Origin of the sequence: Pseudomonas sp. SLFW, assembly GCF_009905615.1 — a bacterium.
Lineage (GTDB): Bacteria > Pseudomonadota > Gammaproteobacteria > Pseudomonadales > Pseudomonadaceae > Aquipseudomonas > Aquipseudomonas bambusae.
Genome location: NZ_JAAAKW010000002.1, coordinates 38,541 through 63,241, shown reverse-complemented (window position 1 = coordinate 63,241; position 24,701 = coordinate 38,541). Strand labels below are relative to the sequence as shown.

Sequence of the window (24,701 nt, the reverse complement as noted above, 5' to 3'; positions counted from 1 at the left end):
GCAGAAATAGCCCGTTAAAAAGCGGCCCTAAGAAAAATTTAGTGCTTTGAATTCAATACCTGCAGGATCGCCGCGCTTTGCAGGTCCGGCTCGCCGTCAAATTTCTGCGGTCGATAGTGCATCTGGAACGCCCCCAGCACGTGGCGCGTCGCAATATCCCACTCGCCCGTTTGCGGGGTCGGATAACCCAGCATCGCCAATTGTTGCTGGAACCAGGTGACGCTCGGCACCACGCCAGTCATCTGCGCCTGCTGTTGGGCAACCTGCTGCTCGTCCGGCCAGATGCCAAGCCCTTCCTGAGCCAAACGCTTCCACGGGAACAACGGCCCCGGATCAAGTTTGCGTAAGGGCGCAATGTCACTGTGGCCGATCACATGACGGGGTTCGATCTTGTTGCGTTTGACGATGTCTTTCAGCAGCACGATCAGCGCTTGAATCTGCGCTTCGCTGTATGGGTACCACAGGCGCCCGGTCGGTGTGTCGCGATAGCCCGGATTGACGATCTCGATACCGATGCTGCTGGAATTGAGCCAGGTGCGGCCGTCCCATTCGCTTTCCCCGGCATGCCAGGCGCGCTGACTTTCATCCACCAGTTTGTAGGTCGTGGCAGGGCCATCGCCGATCAGGTAGTGAGCGCTGACTTCGCCATGGGTCAGCAACGCGAGGGATCGATCCAGAGAGGCAGAGGTGTAATGGACCACCACGAACTGGGCGCGGCTGTCGAAATTTGCCGAAGGATGGCTGGTGTCCAGCTTCGGTCCGCTGGAGCAAGCTGTCAGCAGCAGGGCGAGGAAAAGTACGCAATAAGACTTCATAAAAAGGCAGAACACTGAGGCAAGTAATGCAACAGTGTAACGTAATGCCAGCGCGGCGCCCAAAGTTGCGATAGGCCGAAACTGAACGCGTGCTGTCTCACCCTTGCTCGATGCGATTCCGACCGCTGTCCTTGGCCCGGTACAGGGCCTCGTCTGCCCGTTTAAGCACCAGATCACTGCGTTCACCCGGTTTGAAGAGGGTGACGCCCATCGAGACCGTGATTGTCACCGGCTCGCCTTTGAAGTGAAACGGGCATTGCTCGACGGCTTCTCGCAGTCGCTCCAGCAGCGCCACGCCATCGGGCAACTGAGTGTCAGGAAGCAGCACCACGAACTCTTCACCGCCAAAACGGGCGATGAAATCCGAGGACCGCAAACGCTTCTTCAGCTGTGCGGCGACGATCTTCAACACCTTGTCGCCCGCCAGATGACCGTAGCCGTCGTTGATGCGCTTGAAATGGTCCAGATCGAGAATGCCGAGCAGCAAGTTGGAGCGCCGCTTCTGCAATTGAGCGACTTCGTGCTCCAGGCGCTCATTCCAGGCGGCACGGTTGGGCAACCCTGTCAGCGTATCGATCAGGGCTTTTTGCCGCTGCTCTTCAAGGTGCGCACGGAAGCCAACCGCTTCCTGCTCCATGGTCGCCACGCGGCTGGCGAGGGACTGCAACCGCGATGCGACTTCCTGCTCGCGCTCATCGCGTTGCTGCTGATGCGCGTCCATGGTGCCCAGCAAATCTTCCAGCCGGGTTTCCAGAATCGTTTTCAGGCTGGTGAGATCAGCCGCTTCCTGCACACTGCTCTGCAAATCACCGACATGCTCGCGCAACTGATCACTCATTTCGCGGGAGGCGGTCTGCTGCCCTGCGTGATCGTCGCTGGCCGCTTGCAGATTCGCCTGGAATGACTCCAGACGCTCGTTCAGTTGTTTGAGATAAAGCTCGAATTCGTGCTGGCCGCTGTCGGTGATGGCCAGCATCAGCACGGCAAGGTCATCGAGGATCGGCAGCAGTTCGTACCAGTTCAGCCCATGCTCAAGCCTGACGCGCATGGCTTCGGCCTGGGGCCGGTGGTGCTCGGGCAGGGTCAGATCGTTGAGAAGACCCAGCAATGTCTCTTCAATGTGCGCGGCGACAGAGCTGTAGCTAGGCTCTGGAGAGGACGGCAGCGCATAAGGACCCTCCTCTTCAGTCTCATCGGCCTCGTCTTCGTCGGCCTGTTCTTCATTGGCACGGTCATCGATCGCTTCCTGAGCGACCTCGTCTTCCACCCGCTCAGCCTCGGCAGCTTCAATGGCTTGTTCTTCGCTGGACGTCTCTTCGCCCGTCTTGTTTTCGTCGCTCAGCGGCACTTCACTGACCACATCCGCAGGCTCGGGCTCGACGACCGCAGGCGACTCGACCACTGCCACGGGCGATGGGGCTGCCTCGGCGATAGGAACTTCGCTCTCCAGTTGCTCGATCGACCGAGGTTCAGGGGCAGGCTTGACCTCGTGGGACGGGGCCATCGCCACCGTCTCGGGGGCCTCGACTGGCGCAGCAGCATCGGCGCGCGAGACAGGACGCTCAACCATGGCTGGAAGCTCGGCGGGAGGGGCTTCGTTAGTCCACTGCGCCGTTTGCGCGACCGGCGCGGCAGGCACCTCGTCATCGTCGTCATCATTGTGAGTCTTGACCGGCGCAACCGGCGCAATCGGCTTGGGCGCCTCGGCAACGGGGTGATCAGGCGGGAGCGAGGCGTCAGTGCCGTCGGCTGCCGAATCACGATTACCGAACAAGCGCTGCAAGAAGCCTGGCCGGCTCGCGCCTTCCGGGTGTTCGACCTGCGACAATGCCTGGCCTTGCAAACCGCTGAGCTCACTCAGCAGCAATGGCAACTCACGGGCTTGATTGACGCGGTCTTCGAGGTTCTTGGCAAAGCGTTTGAGTGGCTTGGCGACTTCGCGAGGCAGAGGCAAAGACTGCAATTGAGTGACCAACGAGGTCAGCGCGGTGCCCATTTGCTCGATACGCTGTTCGCGGCGCTGTTCGGAATCCAGCACCGCCTTTTCGAGCCGTGGAATCAGTGCCGCCAATCCGGCGTCCATGTCGTCTCTGCGCACAATTTCGCGCATTTCTTTCATGCACTGATCGACTGCCTTGTCAGCGCCTTCAGCCGCCAGGCTGCTGCGCACGAGACCACGCCGCAGCAGGTCGAGACGGGCATTCCAGCGCTTTTCGAGCTTGTCCTGTTGCTCGATGCTCTTGAGGTATTTTTCTTTCCAGCGTTGGGCTTCGTCGCTCATTCCGAGGGCTCACGGGGAGATGTGCTTGTTATCGGCAGGGAGTCACCGATTAATGAGGCCGGCAAGCGAATCTCCACCGCAACCGGCAGATGATCGGAAATGGGCTGAGCCAGCACCTGCACTTTTTCAAGCGTCAGGGTCGGGCTGAGAAGGATGTGGTCCAGACAGCGCTGCGGGCGCCAGCTGGGAAATGTGGCTTCGATCTGAGGCGCAAGCAGGCCCAGATCGCGCAGGGGGGAGGTTTCCAAAAGGTCCGCTGCGTGGGTGTTCATATCACCCATCAGCACCTGATGCTTGTAGCCACCGATCAGCTCGCGGATGTACGCCAGTTGCCGGGTTCGGGTGCGCGCCCCGAGTGCGAGGTGCATGACGACCACCACCAACGCGTCTTCACCTTCACCGAAGCGGACCAGAATCGCGCCGCGACCCGAGGGGCCGGGCAACGGATGATCTTCGATGTCCCACGGGCGCAGACGACTCAGCACGCCATTGCTGTGCTGGGCGAAACGTCCGAGGTTACGGTTAAGCTGCTGGTGCCAGTACGGGAATGATCCGAGCTGGGCGAGGTGTTCGACTTGATTGACGTAGCCTGACCTTAGGCTGCCGCCATCGACTTCCTGCAACGCGACCAGATCATAGTCGTTCAGCAGGTTGCCGATCTTTTGCAGGTTTCCAGCCCGACCGGTGTGGGGCAGCAAATGCTGCCAGCCACGGGTCAGGTAATGCCGATAGCGCTCGGTACTGATGCCCACCTGAATATTGAAGCTGAGCAACCGGAGCCGGCCATCGGCAGGCAATCCGGTTTCTTGCAGGTGTCGCTCGTTGACCTTGGGGATATGCCGGGCAACGGTGCGTTCAGTACCCCAGCGCGTCATGATCGGCGCTTACTTGGCAAGCGTTGCGCGTTCTTTGGCGATCAACTGATCGGCCACATCCAGCGCTTGCTCAGCACCACCGGCCGTGCCCAGGTCGAAACGGTATTTGCCGTTGACGATCATGGTAGGGACGCCAGTGATTTCGTACTTCTTGGCCAGGTCCTTGTATTGAGCGATCTTGCCCTTAACCGCGAACGAGTTGTAGGTTTCGAGGAATTTCTGCTTATCGACACCTTGAGTGGCGACGAAGTCAGCCATGTCGTTCGGGTCGGTCAGACGCTTGCCGCCTTTCTGGATGGCATCGAACACAGCAGTGTGAATCTTGTGCTCTACACCCATGGTGTCCAGCGTGATGAACAGTTGGCCGTGGGCATCCCATGGGCCGCCGAACATCGCCGGGATGCGGATGAAGTGAACGTCAGCCGGGAGCTTTTCAACCCATGGATTGATGGTCGGCTCGAACGCGTAGCAGTGTGGGCAGCCATACCAGAACATTTCAACGACTTCGATCTTGCCTGGCTCGGCGACCGGAACGGCGCTGCTCAGCTGGACATATTGCTTGCCAGCTTCGATCGGCTCTGCCGCTTGAGCGGTCAGACCGAACAGACTGGTGAACACCAGAGCGGCGCTGAGAATCAGATTACGCATGCTTAACTCCTGGGCATGAAAAGTCACCACGATGGCCGCAGTTGGACCGGGCGGGGTGATGTGAGTTCGCAAGTGTAACGCTTGCGCGCACAAAAAAGGGCAGCCGTTCGCTACCCTTTTTAGCCCGTCTGCACGATAAACGTGAACGACGTTTTCCGGCCGTCGAATGGCCCTGAATCAAGGCTTTAGCGTTAATCCAGACTTAATGAAGACCCTGTATGTAGGCCGCCAACGCGTCGATATCCTTGTTGCTCAGTTTGGATGCAATGGTGCGCATGACCATGGTGTCGCCATCGTTCGTGCGGTCACCTTCGCGGAAGGCCGTCAGCTGCTTTTTCACGTAGTCCGCATGTTGCCCACCCAGATGCGGAAAGCCTGCCGCCGCATTACCAGCGCCGTTGGGTGAATGACAACCGGTACACGCGGGCATCCCCTGATCAATCTTGCCGCCGCGAAACAGTGATTCGCCCCGCGCCACCAGGTTGGCGTCCGCCGCGCCGACGCTGCCTTTCTGGCCGGAGAAATAAGCGGCGATGTCCGCCAGGTCCTGATCATTGAGGGCGTTCAGCATCCCGGTCATTTCCAGCACGGTGCGCTTGCCGTCTTTTATTTCGTGCAGTTGTTTGAGCAGATAGCGCTGGCCCTGTCCGGCCAGTTTCGGAAAATTGGGAGCCATGCTGTTACCATCCGGGCCATGACAGGCACCACACACAGCGGTTTTCGCCTGGCCAGCGGCGGGGTCTCCCACGACCACATCAGCGGCTCGCGCTGCGCCGGTAATGCCCAGCAGCAGGAGCAGACTCACCAATAGCTTGTTCATCGGCTGATCCAACTCATTTTTGTTGTTGATGTAAGGTTAGTCCGACTTCTGCGAACTTCACCCTGTGGACGGGACAAGCACACACAAAATCTGCGGCAATATATACTTGCGCCCATCGAACGGAAAATGACACACGTTGCCGCACCCTCGCCGCAACGCCTCACCGGATATCCCATGCAACTCAAGAACCCGATCCTCGGCCTGTGCCAACAAGCCAAGTTCATGCTCAGCGCCGCCAAAGTCGACCAATGCCCCGATGACGAAGGTTTCGAAGTGGCCTTCGCCGGTCGCTCCAACGCCGGTAAATCCAGCGCGCTGAACACCCTGACCCACGCCAGCCTGGCCCGCACCTCGAAAACGCCCGGTCGTACGCAACTGCTGAACTTCTTCAGTCTGGACGACGATCGCCGCCTGGTCGACCTGCCGGGTTACGGTTACGCAAAGGTGCCGATTCCGCTCAAGCAACACTGGCAACGTCACCTGGAAGCGTATCTGGGCAGCCGGGAAAGCTTGAAAGGTCTGATCCTGATGATGGACATCCGCCACCCGATGACGGATTTCGACCTGTTGATGCTCGACTGGGCCATCGCCAGCGGCATGCCGATGCACATTCTGCTGACCAAGGCCGACAAGCTGACTTTCGGCGCGGCGAAGAACACGCTGCTCAAAGTGCAGTCGGAGATCCGCAAAGGTTGGGGCGACGCTGTGACCATTCAGCTGTTTTCGGCCCCCAAACGCATGGGGCTGGAAGAGGCGTACACCGTCCTCGCCGACTGGATGGAGCTGGAAGACAAAGCACCTGCGGCCTGAATCGCAGGCAAAAAAAACCCCGGACTTCATATGGGGAGGGGAAGTTCGGGGTCTAAGTCCAGACCTTTAGGGAAAAGTCCGGATATCTGCCAACACTTAACACAACATAGGAGCATGAATGGCTACGTCAGCCATTCGCAACCTCTGACCGGGGTATGGACGAAGAAGTTCAAAAACCGCGGAAATTTTCTGTTGGCCGTTGGGAATTGGTGACCTGTAGGAGCGCGCTTGCCCGCGATTGGGCTGTGTCATTCAACCTATTGGGGCTGGACGAACGCCATCGCGGGCAAGCGCGCTCCTACAACAGATGTCTTCAGGTTTGGCTCAATGCGCCTCATCCCAGTTGTTGCCAACACCCACTTCCACCAGCAAAGGCACGTCCAGCTCTGCGGCGCCGCTCATGTGCACGCGGATGTCCTGGCTGATCTGCTCGACCAGCTCCTCGCGCACTTCCAGCACCAATTCGTCGTGAACCTGCAGGATGACCCGTGCATCCAGCTCTGACGACTCCAGCCAGCCATTCACAGCGACCATGGCGCGTTTGATGATGTCCGCCGCCGTGCCTTGCATAGGTGCGTTGATCGCCATGCGTTCGGCGCCTTTGCGCAGGGCCTGGTTTTTCGCGTTGATGTCCGGCAGGTACAGGCGACGGCCGAAGATAGTCTCGACGAAGCCTTGCTCGGCGGCCTGGGTACGAGTGCGCTCCATGTAATCGAGCACGCCCGGATAGCGCGCGAAGTAACGGTCGACGTACGCCTGAGATTGCTTACGATCCACGCCTATCTGCTTGGCCAGACCAAATGCGCTCATGCCGTAGATCAGGCCGAAGTTGATCGCCTTGGCACTGCGGCGCATGTCGTTGGTGACATCGGCCAGTTCAACGCCAAACACTTCACCGGCCGTGGCGCGGTGCACGTCCAGATCGTTGCGGAAGGCGTGCAACAGGCCTTCGTCTTTCGCCAGGTGCGCCATGATTCGCAGCTCAATCTGCGAATAGTCCGCCGCCAGCAGCTTGTAGCCTTTGGGCGCGACGAACGCCTGACGAATCCGGCGGCCTTCGGCAGTGCGGATCGGGATGTTTTGCAGGTTCGGATCGCTGGACGACAGACGCCCGGTCACCGCCACGGCCTGATGATAAGAAGTGTGAACGCGGCCGGTGCGCGGGTTGATCTGCTCCGGCAGGCGGTCGGTGTAGGTGCTTTTCAACTTGCTCATCGAGCGGTACTGCATCAGCACCTTGGGCAGCGGGAATTCCTGCTCGGCCAGTTCTGCCAACACCGCTTCCGCCGTCGAAGGCTGGCCGGTGGCGGTCTTGCTGATGATCGGCATGCCGAGTTTTTCGTAAAGAATCACCCCCAGTTGCTTTGGCGAGCCGAGGTTGAATTCTTCGCCCGCGATGGCAAACGCCTCACGCTCCAGCTCGGTCATCTTGTTGCCGAGCTCGACGCTCTGAATCCCCAGCAGTTTGGCATCGACATACGCGCCCTGACGCTCGATGCGCGCCAGCACCGGCATCAGCGGCATCTCGATGTCGTTCAACACCGGGGCCAGCGTTGGCGTCTTCGCCAGCTTTTCTTGCAAGACTTCGTGCAGGCGCAGGGTCAGGTCCACTTCTTCAGCGGCGTAGATGCCTGCCTGCTCCAAGGCAATCTGGTCGAAACTCAGCTGTTTGACGCCTTTGCCCGCGATGTCCTGGAAATTGACCGGCGTGTGGTCCAGGTATTTCGCGACCAGGCTGTCGCGGTCGTGGCGGGTGGCGGTCGAGTCCAGCACGTAGGATTCGAGCATGGTGTCGAATTTCACGCCCTGCACATGGATGCCTTGGGCCTGATCGCCACCAATGGCGCAGTTTGCCAGCAGGTTAATCGCGAATTTGGCGTGCTGACCGACTTTGACCTTGCTCGCGTCTTCGAGCATCGGCTTGACGGCGTTGAGCACCGCATCGCGATCCAGTTGCTGCGGCACGCCCATGTAGGAGTGGGTCAGCGGGATGTAGCAGGCTTCGTGGGTTTTGATGGCGAACGACAGGCCGACGATCTGTGCGCGCTGGGCGTCGGTGCCGTTGCTCTGCACGACAAAGGCAAACAGCTTGGCGGCCTTGAGCTTTTTCAGCCAGTCGTCGAACTGGGTCTGTTCCAGAATCAGTTCGTATTTGGCTTCGATGACCGGGGCAGGCTCTTCAGGTGTAGCGATTTCGGTGCCTTCCTGCTTGGCGTCCCGTTGCAGGTCATTGATCCAGCTCTTGAACTCCAGCTCGGTATACAGCGCCAGCAGCGCCTCTCGATCCGGCTCGCCGCAGTGCAGGGCATCCAGTTCGATGTCCAGCGGCACATCGATCTTGATGGTCGCCAGTTGATAGGACAGAAAGGCCATCTCCTTGTGCTCTTCAAGTTTGGCAGGCAAAGACTTCGCGCCGCGAATCGCCAGCGTCGGCACCTTGTCGAGATTCTCGTAAAGCTCTTTGAGGCCGCCGTTGATACCCACCAGCAGACCAGCAGCGGTCTTTTCGCCTACGCCGGGAACGCCGGGAATGTTGTCGACTTTGTCGCCCATCAAGGCCAGATAGTCGATGATGTGCTCAGGACCGACGCCAAATTTCTCCTTCACGCCAGCCACGTCCAGCACGCTACCGGTCATGGTGTTGACCAGCGTAATGTGCCCGTCCACCAGCTGCGCCATGTCCTTGTCGCCGGTGGAGATGATCACCGGACGATCAGCCGCCGCACTGCTGCGCGCGAGCGTGCCAATCACGTCGTCAGCTTCGACGCCTTCGACGCACAGCAATGGATAGCCCAAGCCACGCACGCAGTTGTGCAGGAAGTCGATTTGCACGCGCATGTCGTCGGGCATGCTTGGACGATTGGCCTTGTATTCGGCAAACATCTCGTCACGGAACGTGCCGCCCTTGGCGTCGAAAACCACGGCAAACGGGCTGTCTGGATACTGTTTGCGCAGGCTCTTGAGCATGTTCAGCACGCCCTTGACTGCACCGGTGGGCAGGCCTTTGGACGTGGTGAGTGGCGGCAGCGCATGGAAGGCGCGGTACAGGTAAGAAGAACCGTCCACCAGGACGAGAGGCGCTTGACTCATGTGAGGGATCAACCTTTTCGGCGGGGTCGGCGCTAGAATGCGAGGACCGTTGACGACAAAGGAGCAAGGTTATCATGCGTACACAAATTCGCTTGTTACTGGTCGCTCTCCTGGTTGCCTGTCCGCTGATCGCGGTGGCGGCCGAAGACGAGGCTCCGTCGGCTGAACCTGACGTCACGATCCAGAAAGATGGCGACAATTTCGTTCAGGAATACAAGGCAAACGGCTTCGTCTACGCGGTGAAAATTACGCCGAAACACGGCAAGCCGTATTATCTGGTGCGCGCCGACGGCACGAGCGGTCAATTCATTCGTTCGGATCAACCGGACATGCTGATTCCCCAATGGGTATTATTCAGCTGGTAACGCCCTACATTCACTTTTTGCTGGCAGTGTTCATATGTCCGTTTTTACCCCCCTGGCTCGGCCCGAGCTGGAAGCTTTTCTCGCCCCGTACGGGCTCGGCCAACTGCGTGATTTCCAGGGCATTGCCGCCGGAAGTGAAAACACCAACTTCTTCATCAGCATGGAACAGGGCGAGTTCGTGCTGACGTTGGTCGAGCGCGGCCCGGTGCAGGAGATGCCGTTTTTCATCGAACTGCTGGACGTGCTGCATGACGCCAACCTGCCGGTCCCGTACGCGCTGCGTACCACTGACGGCCAGGCATTGCGTGAGCTGAAAGGCAAACCGGCGCTGCTGCAACCGCGCCTGTCAGGCAAGCATCCGACCAATCCAAACACCCAGCATTGCGTGCAGATCGGCGAACTGTTGGCGCACATGCACCTGGCGACCCGCGAGAAGACCATCGAGCGCCGCACCGATCGCGGCCTGGACTGGATGCTGAAAGAGGGTGGCAACTTCATCTCGCACCTGAATGAAGCCGAAGGAGCGCTACTGAAAGCGTCAGTGGAAGAAATCGCCCGCGAACAGGCGAAGATCATGGCCCTGCCACGGGCCAACGTGCACGCCGACCTGTTCCGCGACAACACGCTGTTCGAAGGCACACACCTGACCGGCGTGATCGACTTTTACAACGCCTGTTCGGCGCCGATGCTGTACGACGTGGCGATTGCAGTGAATGACTGGTGTTCGTTCGAGGACGGCAAGATCGATGCGCCACGAGCCCGTGCCTTGCTGGGCGCTTATGCGGCACTGCGCCCGTTCACAGCGGCTGAGGCTGAACTGTGGTCGACGATGTTGCGCGTGGGTTGCGTGCGGTTCTGGCTGTCCCGTTTGATCGCGGCCGAGAGCTTTGCCGGGCAGGACGTGCTGATCCATGACCCCGGCGAATTCCGCAAGCGTCTGGAACAGCGTCAGGTAACGCACATTCCGCTGCCGTTTGCCCTGTAACAACTGACCTGCAAACTCCGATCACCTGTGGGAGCGAATTCATTCGCGATGCCATCTCCCAGCCGACACATTTGTTGCGAATGTACCGGCCTCTCGCGAATGAATTCGCCCACAGGGGAATCGCGTTTCATTGTCGGAACGCGCATCAGGTTCATCAGGCGCTAAAGGCTCTCCAGACACCCCACCAGATCATCCGCCAGCTTGCTCAACAACTGCTCATATCCGTGGGCTGTCGCTGGCGTGTAACCGCCCAAACCATCCAATTCTGCCAATTTCACCGGTAATCCGGCGCTGAGGGTGTCGGCCAGTTTCGGACGCAGGGGCGGTTCGCTGAACACGCAGGTCTTGCCGTATTCGGCCAGCCGCGCACGCATGGCCGCGACGTGCTGGGCGCCGGGTTGGACTTCGTGGCTGACCGCAAACACACCGGCATGCTTCAAGCCATAAGCCTCTTCGAAATAATCGAACGCCTCATGGAACACGAAATATTTCTTGTCGGAGATGCCCGCCACGCGCTGTTTGATCTTCGCGTCCAGTGCGTCCATCTGCGCGTCAAAAGCTTTGACGTTGCTGTCATAGCGAGCGGCGTTGGTGGGATCGATCTGACTCAAGTCGGCGGCCATCTTCGCGGCGATCACCCGCGCATTGACGGTCGAGAGCCACAGGTGCGCATCGACGCTGCCAGGGCGGTGATCATGATCGTGCTCGTCGTCATCGCCATCATCATCGTGATGCTCGGCACTGGCGGTGAACGTCCGCAGGTGCATGCCTGGCAACGACTGAACCGGCACCGACGCTTTGGTGCGGCCCGCCAGCACGCGAGGCAGGAAAGTCTCCATGTCAGGGCCGATCCAATAGAGCAGATCGACCTCTTGCACGCGCCGTACGTCGGAAGGGCGCAGCGCGTAGTTATGTGGCGAAGCCCCCGGTGGCAGCAACACTTCCGGTACAGCGATTCCGTCCTGCACCGCTGCTGCAATCAGCTGTAGCGGCTTGATGCTGGTCAGCACTCGAACGTCGGCCTGGGCGGGGGCAATGGCGGAAAAACCGGTGATAAAAACGACAAAAAGTAAAAAAAGTCGGGACACGATGACCACTCATGGGGGCAGGAACGGGTAACATAATAACGTCTCTCACAAAAGCCGTCGCCGCCCATGTCTAAAACACCGCTGGCCAGTCGCCCCCACGATCATTCTCACTGCGTGCACAGCGCCCTCACTGAAGCCGATGCGCTCTGCACCGGCAAAGGCCTGCGCCTGACCGCTTTGCGTCGTCGCGTGCTGGAACTGGTCTGGCAAAGCCATAAGCCATTGGGCGCGTACGACATCCTGGCCGTCCTGAGCGAGGAAGACGGCCGTCGTGCCGCGCCGCCGACGGTTTACCGTGCGCTGGATTTCCTGCTGGAAAACGGCTTGGTGCATCGCATCGCATCGCTCAACGCCTTCGCGGGCTGCAACCATCCGACGCACGCGCATCAGGGCCAGTTCCTGATCTGTCGCGCCTGCCACGCCGCCATCGAATTGCAGCACGGCGCCATCAGCTCAGCCATCGTCAGCGCCGCCAACGAAGTCGGCTTCGATGTTGAAACCCAGACCGTCGAAATCGTTGGGGTGTGTGCTGGCTGCAAGGCCGCTTGATGAGCGACGCACTGATCCGTCTCCAAGGCGTCAGCGTCACCCGCTCGGGCCAGAACGTGCTCGACAACATTCAATTGAGCGTCAGCTCCGGCGAGATTGTGACCCTGATCGGCCCCAACGGCGCGGGCAAAACCACGCTGGTGCGCGCCGTCCTCGGATTGCTCAAGCCGGACGCGGGCGATGTCTGGCGCAAGCCAAAGCTGCGTGTGGGCTACATGCCGCAAAAATTGCACGTGGATGCGACGCTGCCGCTCTCGGTTCTGCGTTTTCTGCGTCTGGTGCCGGGGGTTGATCGCAGCACCGCACTCGCCGCGTTGGTGGAAGTCGGCGCCGAAAAAGTCATCGACAGCCCGTTGCAGGGCATTTCCGGCGGCGAGATGCAGCGGGTCCTGCTGGCCCGTGCGTTGCTGCGTGAGCCCGAACTGCTGGTCCTCGATGAACCCGTGCAGGGCGTGGATGTGGCCGGACAGGCTGAGCTGTATGCGCTGATCACGCAATTGCGCAATCGTCACAAATGCGGCGTGCTGATGGTGTCCCACGATCTGCACCTGGTGATGAGCACGACCGATCAGGTGGTCTGCCTCAATCGCCATGTCTGCTGCTCCGGCCATCCCGAGCAAGTCAGCAACGATCCGGCGTTCGTTGAGCTGTTCGGCCAGAACGCGCCGAGCCTGGCGATTTATCACCACCATCACGACCACGCTCACGACCTGCACGGCGAAGTCTGCCAGCCCGCCGAGCCCGCACACGATCACACCCATCCACACGCCCACAACCATGACCACGAGGACAGCTGCAAGCATGGCTGATTTTCTTCTCTACGCCTTGCTCGCAGGCCTCGCGCTGGCCGTAGTTGCAGGCCCCTTGGGTTCGTTTGTGGTCTGGCGGCGCATGGCCTATTTCGGCGATACCCTGTCCCACGCCGCCCTGCTCGGCGTCGCGCTGGGGTTTCTGCTGGACATCAGCCCGACCATCGCTGTGACCGTGGGCTGCCTGCTGCTCGCGATTCTGCTGGTCACGCTGCAACAGCGTCAGCCCCTAGCCTCTGACACCCTGCTGGGGATTCTCGCGCCTAGTACGCTATCTCTTGGGCTTGTGGTGCTGAGTTTCATGCGCGAAGTCCGCATCGACTTGATGGGCTATTTGTTTGGCGATCTGCTGGCGATCAGCCCCACCGACCTGGCCTGGATTCTCGGCGGTAGCGCGGCCGTGCTGGTGTTGATTTGCGCGCTGTGGCGCCCACTGCTGGCGATTACTGTGCATGAAGAACTGGCGACCGTCGAGGGCCTGCCTGTCGCCGCGCTGCGCATGACGCTGATGTTGTTGATTGCCGTGGTGATCGCTGTGGCGATGAAAATCGTCGGTGTGTTGCTGATCACCTCGCTGCTGATCATCCCCGCTGCTGCGGCACAACGTCACGCCCGCTCACCGGAGCAAATGGCCCTCGGTGCCAGCGTGATCGGTGTTCTGGCAGTCTGCGGCGGACTGGCGCTGTCGTGGTTCAAGGATACCCCCGCAGGCCCCTCGATCGTGGTTTGCGCCGCTGCGCTGTTCCTGCTCAGCTTCCTTTTGCCCAAGCGGTAGAACCTTGTTCCGAAAGTCGAGTCATACTCCGCAATCATTGAATGGCGGCAATGTGCAATGATTCGGTTCAGCGCCGCCGATGGTGATCTGTTATTTTCGGTGCAAGTCACTTATGTGTAGACTTGCTCGTTTTTTGCGCAAATAGAGAATCGCAGGAATGAAGCCGTTCGCATCCCGTTATCTGCTGCTTGCTGCATTTTCCATTCTGTTGGCCGCTTGTCAGAGCAAGCCTGTCGAGCAGCCCGCGCCCGTCGCGGCGCCCGACGCCTATCAACAGTTGGAACAGAACATCGCCAGCAGCGAATTGGCCACCGCTGAAGATCAGCTCGCCGCTCTGCAAAGCAAGAATGCCGATGATCCGCGTCTTGAGCAGTATCAACGTCAATTGGCCGAGGCTTATCTGAGCCGCAGCCAGATCGTCTTGCAGAAAGGCGATGTCAACGCTGCCGCCACCGCCCTGAGCCGCGCCCGCGCGCTGATGCCGAAGGCCCCGGCGCTGACCAGCGGCGTCAACGGCGCCATCGCCAATGCGCGCAAAGCCGAGCTGGAGAAAGCCGAAGCTGAGCTGCGTGCTGCCGAAGCCAAACGCAGCGCCAAAATCATCGACCCGACCGTTGAAAGCACGACCATTGCGCTGAAAATCACCGATTCGAAGCAGCTGCGTCGCCAACTTAACGACATCGCCGCCGATGTGACTGCGTTCAACTGTGACGTGACGGTCCAGGTGCCTCGAACCGATGATTACCCATGGCTGGCATCGCTGTTGACCAAGCGCGTGGCGAAGATCAACCCGGATTTCGAATTGCAGATCCAGCGTGAGATCGAGAAGACCCAGCCTGCGCAGATCATTTTGAAACCTGCGAAGCTCTGATCGCTTTTTGACCAAGCGAGAGGATCAAAAGAAAGGCGTTGCCCTCGCAGGCAACGCCTTTTTTATTCGCAAGACCGGTTTATGACTTCACTGTGGGAGCGAATTCATTCGCTCCCACAGAAGCACTCCGCATCCTCGCAATCTCAACTCACGCTGGAATCGCCTTTGCCTTCGGCTCACGCGCCCAGACCCGATGCTGTTTGATCGCATCGAAGAAGGCGTCGAACGACTTGCTGTCCGAAACCGCCAACAGCCCCGCATCCGCTTCAAGACGCAGCAGGTCAATCAGCTCTTTCGCTTCCCCTGCGTAGGAAATGGCCTTGAGGTGTTTGTACGCCTCCAGCACGTAATGCAGCGCCACCCCGTTGCCGCTCAACGCCTTGATCGACGCTGCGCCGCCCGGAATGAACACAGCATCGAAGGCAATCGAAGGCAGCCCTTCGATCGACGCATCCACCGCCAACGTTTTGCCGCCCGCCGTTTTGACTGGCGCCGAGGTTGGGCCAAGGATCTTGGCATGCGCCGCTTCGGCTTCAAGCGCCGCTTTCATCGCTGCGACGGCTTTGTTGTCCACGCCGTCCGCGACGATGATCGCCACTTTGCGCGAGGCGATGTCGCCCGACAGCAGATTCGTCTGACTCAGCAGCGGGGATTTATCCACTGTCGGTTTGCCCGTTTTCTGAGCTTTGACGGTCGGGCCTTTCGGCGCGGGCAGACCCAGATTGGCAGCCACGCGACTCGCCAGCGTCATGTCGATATTCGCCAGAATCTCATTCACCTGACGCGCACGAATATGTTCGCGCTCGACCTTGCCCAGTTCGAAGCTGTACGCCGCGATGATGTGCTCTTTCTCGTGCTCGCTCATGCTGTTGAAAAACAGCGTGGCTTGGGAGAAGTGATCGGCAAATGACGGGCTGCGCTCGCGGACCTTGTGCGCTTCGACGCGCTCCTGGTAGGTCTCGAAGCCGCCATCTTCCGGGCCTGCCGGTGTTTCTTTCGGCCAGCCGCCATCAATGGAATTCGGCTCGTAAGCAGCGCGGCCCTTGTCGATGGTCATGCGGTGTTGCGCGTCACGCTGACCACTGTGATTCGGCGAGACCGGACGGTTGATCGGGATCTCGTGAAAGTTCGGTCCACCGAGTCGGCTGATCTGCGTATCGGTGTAGGAAAACAGACGACCTTGCAGCAGTGGGTCGTTGGAAAAGTCGATGCCCGGCACCACATGGCCGGGGCAGAATGCGACCTGCTCGGTTTCGGCAAAATAATTGTCCGGGTTGCGGTTGAGCACCATTTTGCCCAACGGCGTTACAGGCACCATCTCTTCAGGGATGATCTTGGTTGGGTCCAGCAGGTCGAAGTCGAACTTGTGTTCATCCTCTTCGGGAACGATCTGCACACCCAGTTCCCACTCGGGATAGTCGCCCGATTCGATGGATTCCCACAGGTCGCGACGGTGGAAATCGGTGTCTTTACCGGCAAGCTTTTGCGCTTCATCCCACAACAGCGAACAGGTGCCGTACTTGGGTTTCCAGTGGAATTTCACGAACGAGGATTTGCCCTCGGTATTAATCATGCGGAAGGTATGAATGCCGAAACCCTGCATGGTGCGCAGGCTTTTCGGGATCGCACGGTCGGACATGGCCCAGATCACCATGTGCGCCGACTCCGGCACGAGCGAAACGAAGTCCCAGAAGGTGTCGTGTGCCGAGCCGCCTGTAGGAATCTCGTTGTGCGGTTCGGGTTTTACGGCGTGCACGAAGTCAGGAAACTTGATCGCGTCCTGAATGAAAAATACCGGCATGTTGTTGCCGACCAAGTCGTAGTTGCCTTCGCCGGTGTAGAACTTCACGGCGAAACCGCGCACATCACGCACGGTATCGCCCGAACCGCGTGGTCCTTGAACGGTGGAAAAGCGCACGAAGACAGGCGTCTTTTTCCCCGGATCACGCAGGAATTCGGCCTTGCTCAGCTTCGAATGGTTTTCATAGCTCTGGAAATAGCCATGAGCCGCCGTGCCGCGAGCGTGGACGATGCGCTCCGGAATGCGCTCGTGGTCAAAGTGCGTGATTTTTTCACGCATGATGAAGTCTTCGAGCAGCGACGGGCCGCGATTGCCGACCTTGAGCGTGTTCTGGTTATCGGAGACCTTCACGCCCTGATTGGTGCGCAGGGCCTGGCCCGTGGCATCGGAGCGAAACTGTTCGAGGCTGTCGAGCTTTTCGTTGGTGTTGCCCCGATCCAGAGTGTCGGTGCCTGCCATTTCGCTTTTGGGGGTGCTGCTTACAGGTGTCGTTTTTTTCGTAGCCATCAGTCAAAAACTCCTCGGTTCAGGCAGCTCTTTTCTCGTTCTTCCGTGGGGAAAGGCGGTGTGAGCTTGGTAAGCAGGAAATTTCCTGACAAAAGACAGGGGGAAATCCCGGCGCTTACTTAGTGACTGATGATAAAAAGGGCCGTTCCGTGTTTTTTCGGACCTTTGGTCTACCGTTGCATCATCTGACCGATCCGCGCGATATGACCGTTCGGCAGGTGACCCACCAAATAAATGCTAAGAATTCTCGGCCCAACCCCGGCCCGACAGGCTAAAATGCGCGCCCGGTTTATCCAGCCGAGGCGATAGACCGCGCCATTTCGCGTATCGCCCAGTAGCGTTCGAGACTGTTCTCACGCTGAATTTCCAACGCGCCCCCACAAGGTTCGCTACGTGATCGAGTTTCAAAACGTCCATAAAACCTATCGGGTTGCCGACAGGGAAATCCCAGCGCTGCATCCCACCAGCCTGCGAATCGAAAACGGCCAAGTCTTTGGCCTCATCGGCCATTCCGGCGCGGGCAAAAGTACGATGCTGCGCCTGATCAACCGCCTGGAGGCCCCAAGCGGCGGCACGATCCGCGTCGATGACGTCGACGTCACTGCACTGGACGCAGACGGCTTGCGAGGCTTTCGCCGTCAGGTCGGGATGATCTTCCAGCACTTCAACCTGCTGTCGTCCAAGACCGTGGCCGACAACGTCGCCATGCCGCTGACGCTGGCCGGGGACATGTCCCGGGCGCAGATCGACCAGCGCGTGGCCGAATTGCTGGCGCGAGTTGGCCTGTCCGACCACGCGAAAAAGTACCCGGCGCAGCTGTCGGGTGGTCAGAAACAGCGCGTCGGCATTGCCCGTGCGTTGGCGACCAAGCCGAAAATCCTGCTGTGCGACGAGGCCACCAGCGCCCTCGACCCGCAAACCACCGCCTCGGTGCTGCAACTGCTGGCTGAGATTAACCGCGAGCTGAAACTGACGATCGTGCTGATCACCCATGAGATGGACGTGATTCGTCGCGTCTGTGATCAGGTGGCGGTGATGGACGCGGGCGTGATCGTCGAGCAAGGCGCTGTGGCCGATGTGTTCTTGCACCCCAAGCACCCGACCACGCGCCGTTTCGTGCAGGAAGACGAGCAGGTCGACGAAAACGACCAGAACTCCGACTTCGCCCACGTTCAAGGCCGCATTGTGCGTCTGACGTTCCAGGGCGACGCGACCTACGCGCCGCTGTTAGGCACTGTCGCCCGGGAGACGGGTGTGGACTACAGCATCCTGGCCGGTCGTATCGACCGCATCAAGGACACTCCCTATGGGCAACTGACGCTGGCCATCACTGGCGGCGATATGGACGCCGCGTTCGCCCGCTTCACGGCGGCTGACGTTCACATGGAGGTCCTGCGCTGATGGAAACTCTGGCCGCTCTGTTTTCCAACGTCGACTGGTACGAAATCTGGGTCGCGACCGGCGACACCCTGATCATGCTCGGCATTTCCCTGGCATTCACCGTGCTGCTGGGCCTGCCCCTCGGCGTGCTGATGTTCCTCACTTCCCCGCGCCAACTGCTCGAAAACAAGCCGGTCTACGCCACCATTGGGCTGATCGTGAACATGTTGCGGGCGCTGCCTTTCATCATTCTGTTGATCGTGATGATGCCGTTGACCGAAATCATCACCGGCACTTCGCTGGGGATTCTCGGGACCTTGCCACCTCTGATCGCAGGTGCGACGCCGTTCTTCGCCCGTCTGGTAGAAACCGCGCTGCGCGAGGTGGATCGCGGGATCATTGAAGCGACGCAAGCGATGGGTGCCACGACGCGGCAGATCATCGTCAAGGCGCTGCTCCCGGAAGCACGTCCGGGCATTCTGGCGGCCATCACGGTCACCGCCATTGCGCTGGTGTCGTTCACGGCCATGGCGGGTGCAGTGGGTGCGGGCGGCTTGGGCGACCTGGCGATTCGCTACGGTTACCAGCGCTTCCAGAACGATGTGATGTTCGTGACGGTCGTATTGCTGCTGGTGCTGGTGCAGATCCTGCAAACCGTCGGCGACCGTCTGGTTGCGCACTTTTCACACCGTTAACCGTATTCGCCGGTCCTGCACGGACCGGCACATGCGCGCCGCCCGGCGTGCATTTCAAGGAGTCGATACACATGAAGAAGCTGTTGGCCGTATTCGCTGCTGTGGCTGCACTGTCCGCCCACGCCGATGAAACCCTGACCGTCGCGGCCACCGCCGTGCCTCACGCCGAGATTCTGGAGTTCGTGAAACCGGCGCTGGCCAAAGAAGGCGTGACGTTGAATGTGAAGGTCTTCAACGACTACATCCAGCCAAACGTGCAGGTCGATCAGAAGCGCATGGACGCCAACTTCTTCCAGCACCAGCCGTATCTGGATGAGTTCAACAAGGGCAAGGGCACGCACCTGGTAAGCGTGGCCAAGGTGCACGTCGAGCCGTTTGGCGCGTACTCGGACAAGATCAAGAACCTGGCCGACCTGCCAGATGGCGCGACCGTGGCACTGCCGAACGATGCCACCAATGAAGGCCGTGCGTTCCTGCTGCTCGTGAAAGCCGGTCTGATCACCCTGAAAGACCCGACCAGCATCACCGCCAAGCCGAGCGATGTGCTGCAGAACCCGAAAGCCCTGAAGTTCCGCGAGCTGGAAGCGGCGACCCTGCCGCGTGTGCTGACTCAGGTTGACCTGGCGCTGATCAACACCAACTACGCACTGACCGCCAAGCTCGATCCGACCAAGGACGCGCTGATCATCGAGGGTCAGGAATCGCCGTACGCCAACATTCTGGTAACCCGCGAAGATAACAAGGACGCGCCAGCGATCCAGAAACTGGTCGCCGCGCTGCACAGCCCCGAGACCAAAGCCTTCATTCTTGAGAAGTACAAAGGCGCTGTGGTTCCGGCGTTCTAATCCCGGATTTGTTCCCGCAGGAGCCCGTACCACCGCGAATTATCGGGCTTTACACGGACTAACTGTGGGAGCGAATTCATTCGCGAGGCGGCAATACATCCGATAAAGATATCCCGAATGTGAGCGCCGACCGCGAACATACACCCTGTAGCAGTCCGGCATGCCGGCGGTAGCGGTTTCGATGACGCCACCGCCGGCAAACCGTGCTACTACAGACTCGTCAGTCACTTCCTCTCAACCAACCCCGGCAACTGCGCGACCAGTTTCTGGTTGTTGATCGGTGCGCGGATGAAGCCGCGTTGAGTGCCGTCCGGGCCGAGCAGGGCCAGATTGCCGCTGTGATCGACTGTGTAATTCGGCTTGCTGGTATCGGCCGGAATGAACGGAATGCTCATGGCATTGGCGAGTTTCTGAATGGTATCCACCGGCGCGGTCAGGCCGAGGAACTGCTTGTCGAAATACCCCAGATACGTCTTCAACTGCTGCGGCGTGTCCCGATTGGGGTCGACGCTGACAAACACCACGCGCAATTTATCCACCGCTTCTTTTGGCAGGTCACTCTTAATCTGGCGCAGTTGGGCGAGTGCGGTGGGGCAAATGTCCGGGCAGAAGGTGTAACCGAAAAACAGCAGTGTCCACTTGTCCTTCAATGAATCCAGCGACACCGGCTGGCCGTCCTGATCGATGAGTTTCAGGTCCGGTACGTTACGGCTTTGCGGCAACAGGATCACCCCGGCGTCGATCAGCGCGGTCTGGTCGCCCTGACCGCTGCCGGACAATACGCGGTTGACGGTCAGGCCCAGCACCAACGCGACGATGGCCACAAGGATGAAGACGGTTTTTTGGGTTCGGGTCATGAGTTCAACATCGAAAAGTGATCGTCAAGCAGCGCGACCCACCACGGGAAAAGCTCCAACGTGTCGATCACGGCATGCGGCCGGGCTGCCACGGTACAACACCCTTGGCCTGGGCAGAAAGTGAATCGCGCCCTGGGATTCACATCTCAGCGATGCGGCCCGAGGTGAAGGCGCACATGGGCGTGCTGCCAGAAGCTCGACACCCGCCTGGAAGTCACGGCGAACGGGACCCGGATGCGGTAATTGATCAGGCACAGCGTCAGCACCAGTCCCGCCGCTCCAGCGTTGTGCGCCACAGCCAATTCAAGCGGCAGATGAAAGATCACATTGCACAACCCCAGCGTAACCTGCGTACCCAGCGCGATCACCAACAGCTTCGCCATCCCACCGAACCCTGCCCGATTCAGTCGCCACGCCAACGACAGCAACGAAAGGCTCACCAGCACCGCGCCGACACGGTGGGTCAGATGAATCGCCGTGCGCGCTTCACTGTCGAGTTTTCCGCCCAGGTAATTAGGGCCGATGTGTTGGGTCAGATGAAAGCCATTGGCGAAGTCCGCGTCGGGCCACCACTGGCCCTGACAGGTCGGCAGATCTGTACACGCCATGGCGGCGTAGTTGGCGCTGACCCAACCGCCCAGCGCGACTTGTATCACCACCAATGCCAAACCGACGGCCGCCAGATGTCGCACGCGTGGGTGCAACTGTGGCATCGGTTTGAATCGCCCGCTCAAACGCAGGGTCAGCAGAAACAGCAGGCTCAGGGTCGTCAGCCCGCCCAGCAAATGCGCCGTGACTACCTGCGGCCAGAGCTTGAGCGTGACGGTCCACATGCCGAAGGCCGCTTGGGCGAACACCACGCCCACCAGCAGCAACGGCAAGGCAACCGGTTGATCGGCCATGTGGCGTCGATGCCAGGCCTGTACGCCGAGAATCATGATCAGCAGCCCCAACCCACCGGCGAAATAACGATGCACCATCTCGTTTCGGCCCTTGTGTTCGATCACGGGCGAATCCGGGTAGTGCAGCTCGGCATGGGCGAGTTGCGCTTCGGTCTTGGGCACGCTGATGAAGCCGTAACAGCCGGGCCAATCCGGACAGCCCAACCCGGCATGGGTCAGACGGGTGTAGGCGCCGAGCAGCACGACCATGAGCGCCAAAAGCGTTGCGCAGAGGGCGAGACGAAATCCGGGCTTGGTCATCATGGCCTCCCCTTTATCCGATGTTCGACAGTTTCAGCAGTTGGCGCAGGTCGTTGAGCAGGTCCTTGCCGTTGACCTCCGCCCCGTAACGCAACACCAGATTGCCGTGGGGATCGACGATCCACAGCTGCGGCAGTTCGATGCCCGGGGCCATCCGTTGGTAGCGCTTGAGGTCGAGGGGGTAGCGCTGTAATTGAGGGTATTCGCGAGCGAGTTTGGCGTCGTATTCACCGGTGATCGGTTGTGCCGTGGTGAGCGCGTGGCTGGCGCGAGACGCATCGCGCCCCAAGCCGATCTGCACCTGCCGCGCCAGGTACACCAATTGCTGGCAATCGGCGTCGCATTCCCGAGGCGCTGTCACCAGGAGCTGCCAGCGCTTTTCGTCCGTCTGCACGCCCAGCTCAATGCGGCTTTCGCCATTGCCGATCAGCTCGCCATGGTAGCTGCGACTCTCGGGCACCCAGAACTTGAGCTTGTACATGGCGGTTGCGAGCACCATCGGACCAATCGCCACGAGAAACACCAGGATCAACTGCACGCGCCCGCGCCGCCGACTTTTCCGAGGACGAGCTTCAGACGTGCTGGCTGGATTCATCGCCGTTCCCATGAGCGGCCTCCTTCTTTTTATTGGGTTTTGTCGGGCTGGGCGGCCTGAAACTCAGGTACAGGTAGAGCCCGGTCAGCGCCGTGGCCATGGCGAACCACTGCACCGCGTAGCCCAGGTGTTTCTCCGGCCCCATGGCGACAACGGGCCAGTCGGTGCGGTACGCGGCAGGACCGGCCTCAAGTCGCAGCTCATGGGCAAACCCTTCACGGTTCAGCTCGGGCCAGGCCTTCGCCGGATCGATGGCCGTCACCAGCTTCGGCCATACATCGCTCTGCGCATCCGGGTGCAACTGAAACGTTGCGCCGGGGGCAACGTAGACCCAGGCGTCGAGGTTCAGCGGCTGAGTGGGTGTGTCGAACGTCGGCGGGGTGCGCCGATCCGGCCACGGCAGCCAGCCCCGATTGACCATCAGCCACAGCCCGCTCCCTTGATCATGGAACGGCTGGATCAGCTCGACCCCGACCTTTCCCTCTCGGGTGCTGTTGTCGAGGATCAGGCTGTGTTCGGCATCAAAGCTGCCGCGCAACTGGACCCGGCGATAGGCTGGGTCAGGCGTGTTCGGCAGCAACTCCGCCGACATGGGCGGGGCCGCACGACGTTCGGCGTAGTGGGCGAGCATCACGCGCTTCTCTTCCCCACGCCCCAGTTGCCAGACGCCCAGCGAAATCAGCACCGGCAGCAACACAAAAACAACCAGCGTGGGGGCGATACCGGGCCGAAAGCGTCTCATCACGCCTCCTGCGTCAGCTGTTGCGCGACACCTATACTCCTTTGCATAGCGTTCGCTCCCCGGAGTCACCCGATGCTCAAAGCCGCGATTGTCTTCATGCTTCTGGCCACTGTGGTGAGTCTGTTCAGCGGCCTGTTTTTTCTGGTCAAGGACGACGCGTCATCCACTCGCCTGCTCAAAGCCCTGACCGTCCGCGTGGGCTGTGCCGCGATTACCCTGGCGTTGATTGCCTATGGGTATTTCAGCGGGCAGTTGGTGTGGCATCCGCCTTGGTAGCCCGCACGGCCCCTGTAGGAGTGAGCTTGCTCGCGATTGCGGTAGATCAGATACATAGATGTCAGCTGACACACTGCAATCGCGAGCAAGCTCACTCCTACAGACGGGGCCTCGCAGCCGGCAATTCGATGTTCACAACACATACACAAAAACAAACAACCCCACCCACACCACGTCCACAAAGTGCCAATACCAACTCGCCGCCTCGAAACCGAATTGATGCTCGGCATCGAAATGCCCGCGCATGACCCGCATCAGCATCACAAACAGAATGATCGTGCCGATGGTGACGTGGGCGCCGTGGAATCCGGTGAGCATGAAGAACGTCGCGCCGTAGATGCCTGAACCCAATGTCAGCCCAAGCTCGGTGTAGGCCTCGTGATACTCAATGGCCTGTAGCGCAAGAAAAGACAGACCCAGAAGAATCGTCAGCCCCAACCACAGTTTCAACGCAGCGCGATGGCCGCTCTTAAGCGCATGGTGGGCAATGGTCACGGTGACGCTCGAACTGACGAGCAATACGGTGTTGATCAACGGCAGGTGCCAAGGGTCGATGACCTCTTTGGGCGGCGGAAACAGCTTCGGATCGGGCGTATGCAGCAATGGCCAAGTGTTCTGAAATTCCGGCCAGAGCATGTGGGCGATGGCCTTTGTGCCCTCGCCACCCAAGGCAGGCAAGCTGACGTGGCGCACGTAAAATAGCGCGCCGAAGAACGCCACGAAGAACATGACTTCCGAAAAGATGAACCAGCTCATGCCCCAGCGGAACGAGCGGTCCATCTGACCGCTGTACAACCCGGCCCGACCTTCGCGCACGACGGTGCCGAACCAGCCGAACATCATGTAGGCCACCATCAGCGCGCCCACACAAAATATCCACGCACCGTGTGTTTCGCGGCCCGCTTTCAGGTCCACCAGCCAGGTGCCCAATCCGTACATCGTGACGAACATGCCGACGGTGGCGATGATCGGCCACTTGCTCTGCGCCGGGACGTAGTAATGCTCATGGGTTGCCATCTT

At 59.9% G+C, this 24,701-nt stretch carries 24 protein-coding genes; 11 read left to right on the top strand and 13 right to left on the bottom strand.

Features of this window, described 5'->3' with window-relative positions; translation table 11 throughout:
- Positions 1–38: 38 nt before the first annotated feature.
- From GVN17_RS03640 to GVN17_RS03620, 5 genes are all read right to left on the bottom strand, one after another.
- Positions 39–815 carry an N-acetylmuramoyl-L-alanine amidase gene (locus GVN17_RS03640; RefSeq protein WP_166593880.1) on the bottom strand — a complete coding sequence of 259 codons (777 nt, stop codon included), beginning with the start codon at positions 813–815 and terminating at the stop codon, positions 39–41.
- A 97-nt stretch (positions 816–912) separates the two neighbouring features.
- Complete coding sequence (locus GVN17_RS03635; protein ID WP_166593879.1) at positions 913–3,096, bottom strand: GGDEF domain-containing protein; 2,184 nt, start codon at positions 3,094–3,096, stop codon at positions 913–915.
- The gene (locus tag GVN17_RS03630) at positions 3,093–3,974 is read right to left on the bottom strand and encodes an endonuclease/exonuclease/phosphatase family protein (RefSeq protein ID WP_371928481.1); all 882 of its coding nucleotides are present in this window, start codon (positions 3,972–3,974) and stop codon (positions 3,093–3,095) included. Before GVN17_RS03630 ends, GVN17_RS03635 begins: the two co-directional genes overlap by 4 nt.
- Before the next feature lie 6 nt (positions 3,975–3,980).
- Positions 3,981–4,619, bottom strand: a complete 639-nt coding sequence (locus tag GVN17_RS03625) for a thiol:disulfide interchange protein DsbA/DsbL (protein WP_166593877.1) — start codon at positions 4,617–4,619, stop codon at positions 3,981–3,983.
- Between the two features lie 202 nt (positions 4,620–4,821).
- On the bottom strand, positions 4,822–5,439 hold the full coding sequence (locus tag GVN17_RS03620) for a cytochrome c (RefSeq protein WP_166593876.1): 618 nt from the start codon (positions 5,437–5,439) through the stop codon (positions 4,822–4,824).
- A gap of 174 nt (positions 5,440–5,613) precedes the next feature.
- Here GVN17_RS03620 and yihA point away from each other — a divergent pair, with 174 nt between their 5' ends.
- Positions 5,614–6,249 carry a ribosome biogenesis GTP-binding protein YihA/YsxC gene (gene yihA, locus GVN17_RS03615; RefSeq protein ID WP_062386430.1) on the top strand — a complete coding sequence of 212 codons (636 nt, stop codon included), beginning with the start codon at positions 5,614–5,616 and terminating at the stop codon, positions 6,247–6,249.
- 324 nt (positions 6,250–6,573) lie between these two features.
- On the opposite strand, the gene polA is transcribed toward yihA, so the two are convergent.
- Positions 6,574–9,339 carry a DNA polymerase I gene (polA, locus tag GVN17_RS03610; protein ID WP_166593875.1) on the bottom strand — a complete coding sequence of 922 codons (2,766 nt, stop codon included), beginning with the start codon at positions 9,337–9,339 and terminating at the stop codon, positions 6,574–6,576.
- A gap of 74 nt (positions 9,340–9,413) precedes the next feature.
- Here polA and GVN17_RS03605 point away from each other — a divergent pair, with 74 nt between their 5' ends.
- Both GVN17_RS03605 and GVN17_RS03600 read left to right on the top strand, forming a co-directional pair.
- Positions 9,414–9,704 carry a DUF2782 domain-containing protein gene (locus GVN17_RS03605; protein ID WP_166593874.1) on the top strand — a complete coding sequence of 97 codons (291 nt, stop codon included), beginning with the start codon at positions 9,414–9,416 and terminating at the stop codon, positions 9,702–9,704.
- 34 nt (positions 9,705–9,738) lie between these two features.
- Positions 9,739–10,689, top strand: a complete 951-nt coding sequence (locus tag GVN17_RS03600) for a homoserine kinase (protein WP_166593873.1) — start codon at positions 9,739–9,741, stop codon at positions 10,687–10,689.
- A gap of 161 nt (positions 10,690–10,850) precedes the next feature.
- Here the strand turns inward: GVN17_RS03600 and znuA are convergent, their stop codons facing one another.
- Positions 10,851–11,777: a zinc ABC transporter substrate-binding protein ZnuA gene (znuA, locus tag GVN17_RS03595; protein ID WP_166593872.1), complete on the bottom strand. Its 927-nt coding sequence runs from the start codon at positions 11,775–11,777 to the stop codon at positions 10,851–10,853.
- A 66-nt stretch (positions 11,778–11,843) separates the two neighbouring features.
- Here znuA and GVN17_RS29575 point away from each other — a divergent pair, with 66 nt between their 5' ends.
- The 4 genes from GVN17_RS29575 to GVN17_RS03575 all read left to right on the top strand — a co-directional run bounded on the left by GVN17_RS29575 (position 11,844) and on the right by GVN17_RS03575 (position 14,781).
- Entirely contained in the window at positions 11,844–12,326 is a 483-nt protein-coding gene (locus GVN17_RS29575) for a Fur family transcriptional regulator (RefSeq protein WP_166593871.1), read from the top strand.
- Entirely contained in the window at positions 12,326–13,135 is an 810-nt protein-coding gene (gene znuC, locus GVN17_RS03585; RefSeq protein ID WP_166593870.1) for a zinc ABC transporter ATP-binding protein ZnuC, read from the top strand. The genes GVN17_RS29575 and znuC overlap by 1 nt, the downstream gene beginning before the upstream one ends.
- Entirely contained in the window at positions 13,128–13,910 is a 783-nt protein-coding gene (znuB, locus tag GVN17_RS03580) for a zinc ABC transporter permease subunit ZnuB (protein WP_166593869.1), read from the top strand. Before znuC ends, znuB begins: the two co-directional genes overlap by 8 nt.
- A gap of 157 nt (positions 13,911–14,067) precedes the next feature.
- Positions 14,068–14,781 (top strand): PA5502 family lipoprotein, encoded by a 714-nt coding sequence (locus GVN17_RS03575; protein WP_166593868.1) that lies wholly within the window; start codon positions 14,068–14,070, stop codon positions 14,779–14,781.
- Between the two features lie 148 nt (positions 14,782–14,929).
- Here the strand turns inward: GVN17_RS03575 and katE are convergent, their stop codons facing one another.
- Positions 14,930–17,089 carry a catalase HPII gene (gene katE, locus GVN17_RS03570; protein ID WP_166593867.1) on the bottom strand — a complete coding sequence of 720 codons (2,160 nt, stop codon included), beginning with the start codon at positions 17,087–17,089 and terminating at the stop codon, positions 14,930–14,932.
- 393 nt (positions 17,090–17,482) lie between these two features.
- Here katE and GVN17_RS03565 point away from each other — a divergent pair, with 393 nt between their 5' ends.
- The 3 genes from GVN17_RS03565 (at position 17,483) to GVN17_RS03555 (ending at position 20,009) form a co-directional block, all read left to right on the top strand.
- Positions 17,483–18,490 (top strand): methionine ABC transporter ATP-binding protein, encoded by a 1,008-nt coding sequence (locus GVN17_RS03565; RefSeq protein WP_166593866.1) that lies wholly within the window; start codon positions 17,483–17,485, stop codon positions 18,488–18,490.
- Positions 18,490–19,164, top strand: coding sequence for a methionine ABC transporter permease (locus GVN17_RS03560; RefSeq protein ID WP_166593865.1), 675 nt, complete (start codon positions 18,490–18,492; stop codon positions 19,162–19,164). The genes GVN17_RS03565 and GVN17_RS03560 overlap by 1 nt, the downstream gene beginning before the upstream one ends.
- 71 nt (positions 19,165–19,235) lie before the next feature.
- Complete coding sequence (locus GVN17_RS03555) at positions 19,236–20,009, top strand: MetQ/NlpA family ABC transporter substrate-binding protein (protein WP_166593864.1); 774 nt, start codon at positions 19,236–19,238, stop codon at positions 20,007–20,009.
- Positions 20,010–20,233: 224 nt separating this feature from the next.
- Here GVN17_RS03555 and GVN17_RS03550 read toward each other — a convergent pair whose 3' ends face one another.
- The 4 genes from GVN17_RS03550 to GVN17_RS03535 all read right to left on the bottom strand — a co-directional run bounded on the left by GVN17_RS03550 (position 20,234) and on the right by GVN17_RS03535 (position 23,405).
- The gene (locus GVN17_RS03550) at positions 20,234–20,866 is read right to left on the bottom strand and encodes an SCO family protein (RefSeq protein ID WP_166593863.1); all 633 of its coding nucleotides are present in this window, start codon (positions 20,864–20,866) and stop codon (positions 20,234–20,236) included.
- Positions 20,867–21,012: 146 nt separating this feature from the next.
- Positions 21,013–22,068: a heme A synthase gene (locus GVN17_RS03545; protein WP_166594268.1), complete on the bottom strand. Its 1,056-nt coding sequence runs from the start codon at positions 22,066–22,068 to the stop codon at positions 21,013–21,015.
- Positions 22,069–22,081: 13 nt separating this feature from the next.
- On the bottom strand, positions 22,082–22,675 hold the full coding sequence (locus GVN17_RS03540; RefSeq protein WP_166593862.1) for a hypothetical protein: 594 nt from the start codon (positions 22,673–22,675) through the stop codon (positions 22,082–22,084).
- A complete protein-coding gene (locus tag GVN17_RS03535; protein ID WP_166593861.1) occupies positions 22,641–23,405 on the bottom strand; it encodes an SURF1 family protein in 765 nt (254 codons plus the stop codon). The genes GVN17_RS03540 and GVN17_RS03535 overlap by 35 nt, the downstream gene beginning before the upstream one ends.
- Positions 23,406–23,477: 72 nt before the next feature.
- Between GVN17_RS03535 and GVN17_RS03530 the strand changes: the two genes are divergently transcribed.
- Complete coding sequence (locus GVN17_RS03530) at positions 23,478–23,681, top strand: twin transmembrane helix small protein (RefSeq protein WP_166593860.1); 204 nt, start codon at positions 23,478–23,480, stop codon at positions 23,679–23,681.
- Positions 23,682–23,813: 132 nt separating this feature from the next.
- Here GVN17_RS03530 and GVN17_RS03525 read toward each other — a convergent pair whose 3' ends face one another.
- Complete coding sequence (locus tag GVN17_RS03525) at positions 23,814–24,698, bottom strand: cytochrome c oxidase subunit 3 (RefSeq protein WP_166593859.1); 885 nt, start codon at positions 24,696–24,698, stop codon at positions 23,814–23,816.
- Positions 24,699–24,701: the final 3 nt, after the last annotated feature.

Bases quoted from the DNA above. Each gene is read 5' to 3' on its own strand.
- GVN17_RS03640 (WP_166593880.1), bottom strand. From the start codon at position 815: ATGAAGTCTTATTGCGTACTTTTCCTCGCCCTGCTGCTGACAGCTTGC.
- GVN17_RS03635 (WP_166593879.1), bottom strand. From the start codon at position 3,096: ATGAGCGACGAAGCCCAACGCTGGAAAGAAAAATACCTCAAGAGCATC.
- GVN17_RS03625 (WP_166593877.1), bottom strand. From the start codon at position 4,619: ATGCGTAATCTGATTCTCAGCGCCGCTCTGGTGTTCACCAGTCTGTTC.
- GVN17_RS03620 (WP_166593876.1), bottom strand. From the start codon at position 5,439: ATGAACAAGCTATTGGTGAGTCTGCTCCTGCTGCTGGGCATTACCGGC.
- yihA (WP_062386430.1), top strand. From the start codon at position 5,614: ATGCAACTCAAGAACCCGATCCTCGGCCTGTGCCAACAAGCCAAGTTC.
- polA (WP_166593875.1), bottom strand. From the start codon at position 9,339: ATGAGTCAAGCGCCTCTCGTCCTGGTGGACGGTTCTTCTTACCTGTAC.
- GVN17_RS03605 (WP_166593874.1), top strand. From the start codon at position 9,414: ATGCGTACACAAATTCGCTTGTTACTGGTCGCTCTCCTGGTTGCCTGT.
- GVN17_RS03600 (WP_166593873.1), top strand. From the start codon at position 9,739: ATGTCCGTTTTTACCCCCCTGGCTCGGCCCGAGCTGGAAGCTTTTCTC.
- GVN17_RS29575 (WP_166593871.1), top strand. From the start codon at position 11,844: ATGTCTAAAACACCGCTGGCCAGTCGCCCCCACGATCATTCTCACTGC.
- znuC (WP_166593870.1), top strand. From the start codon at position 12,326: ATGAGCGACGCACTGATCCGTCTCCAAGGCGTCAGCGTCACCCGCTCG.
- znuB (WP_166593869.1), top strand. From the start codon at position 13,128: ATGGCTGATTTTCTTCTCTACGCCTTGCTCGCAGGCCTCGCGCTGGCC.
- GVN17_RS03575 (WP_166593868.1), top strand. From the start codon at position 14,068: ATGAAGCCGTTCGCATCCCGTTATCTGCTGCTTGCTGCATTTTCCATT.
- katE (WP_166593867.1), bottom strand. From the start codon at position 17,089: ATGGCTACGAAAAAAACGACACCTGTAAGCAGCACCCCCAAAAGCGAA.
- GVN17_RS03560 (WP_166593865.1), top strand. From the start codon at position 18,490: ATGGAAACTCTGGCCGCTCTGTTTTCCAACGTCGACTGGTACGAAATC.
- GVN17_RS03555 (WP_166593864.1), top strand. From the start codon at position 19,236: ATGAAGAAGCTGTTGGCCGTATTCGCTGCTGTGGCTGCACTGTCCGCC.
- GVN17_RS03550 (WP_166593863.1), bottom strand. From the start codon at position 20,866: ATGACCCGAACCCAAAAAACCGTCTTCATCCTTGTGGCCATCGTCGCG.
- GVN17_RS03545 (WP_166594268.1), bottom strand. From the start codon at position 22,068: ATGACCAAGCCCGGATTTCGTCTCGCCCTCTGCGCAACGCTTTTGGCG.
- GVN17_RS03540 (WP_166593862.1), bottom strand. From the start codon at position 22,675: ATGGGAACGGCGATGAATCCAGCCAGCACGTCTGAAGCTCGTCCTCGG.
- GVN17_RS03535 (WP_166593861.1), bottom strand. From the start codon at position 23,405: ATGAGACGCTTTCGGCCCGGTATCGCCCCCACGCTGGTTGTTTTTGTG.
- GVN17_RS03530 (WP_166593860.1), top strand. From the start codon at position 23,478: ATGCTCAAAGCCGCGATTGTCTTCATGCTTCTGGCCACTGTGGTGAGT.
- GVN17_RS03525 (WP_166593859.1), bottom strand. From the start codon at position 24,698: ATGGCAACCCATGAGCATTACTACGTCCCGGCGCAGAGCAAGTGGCCG.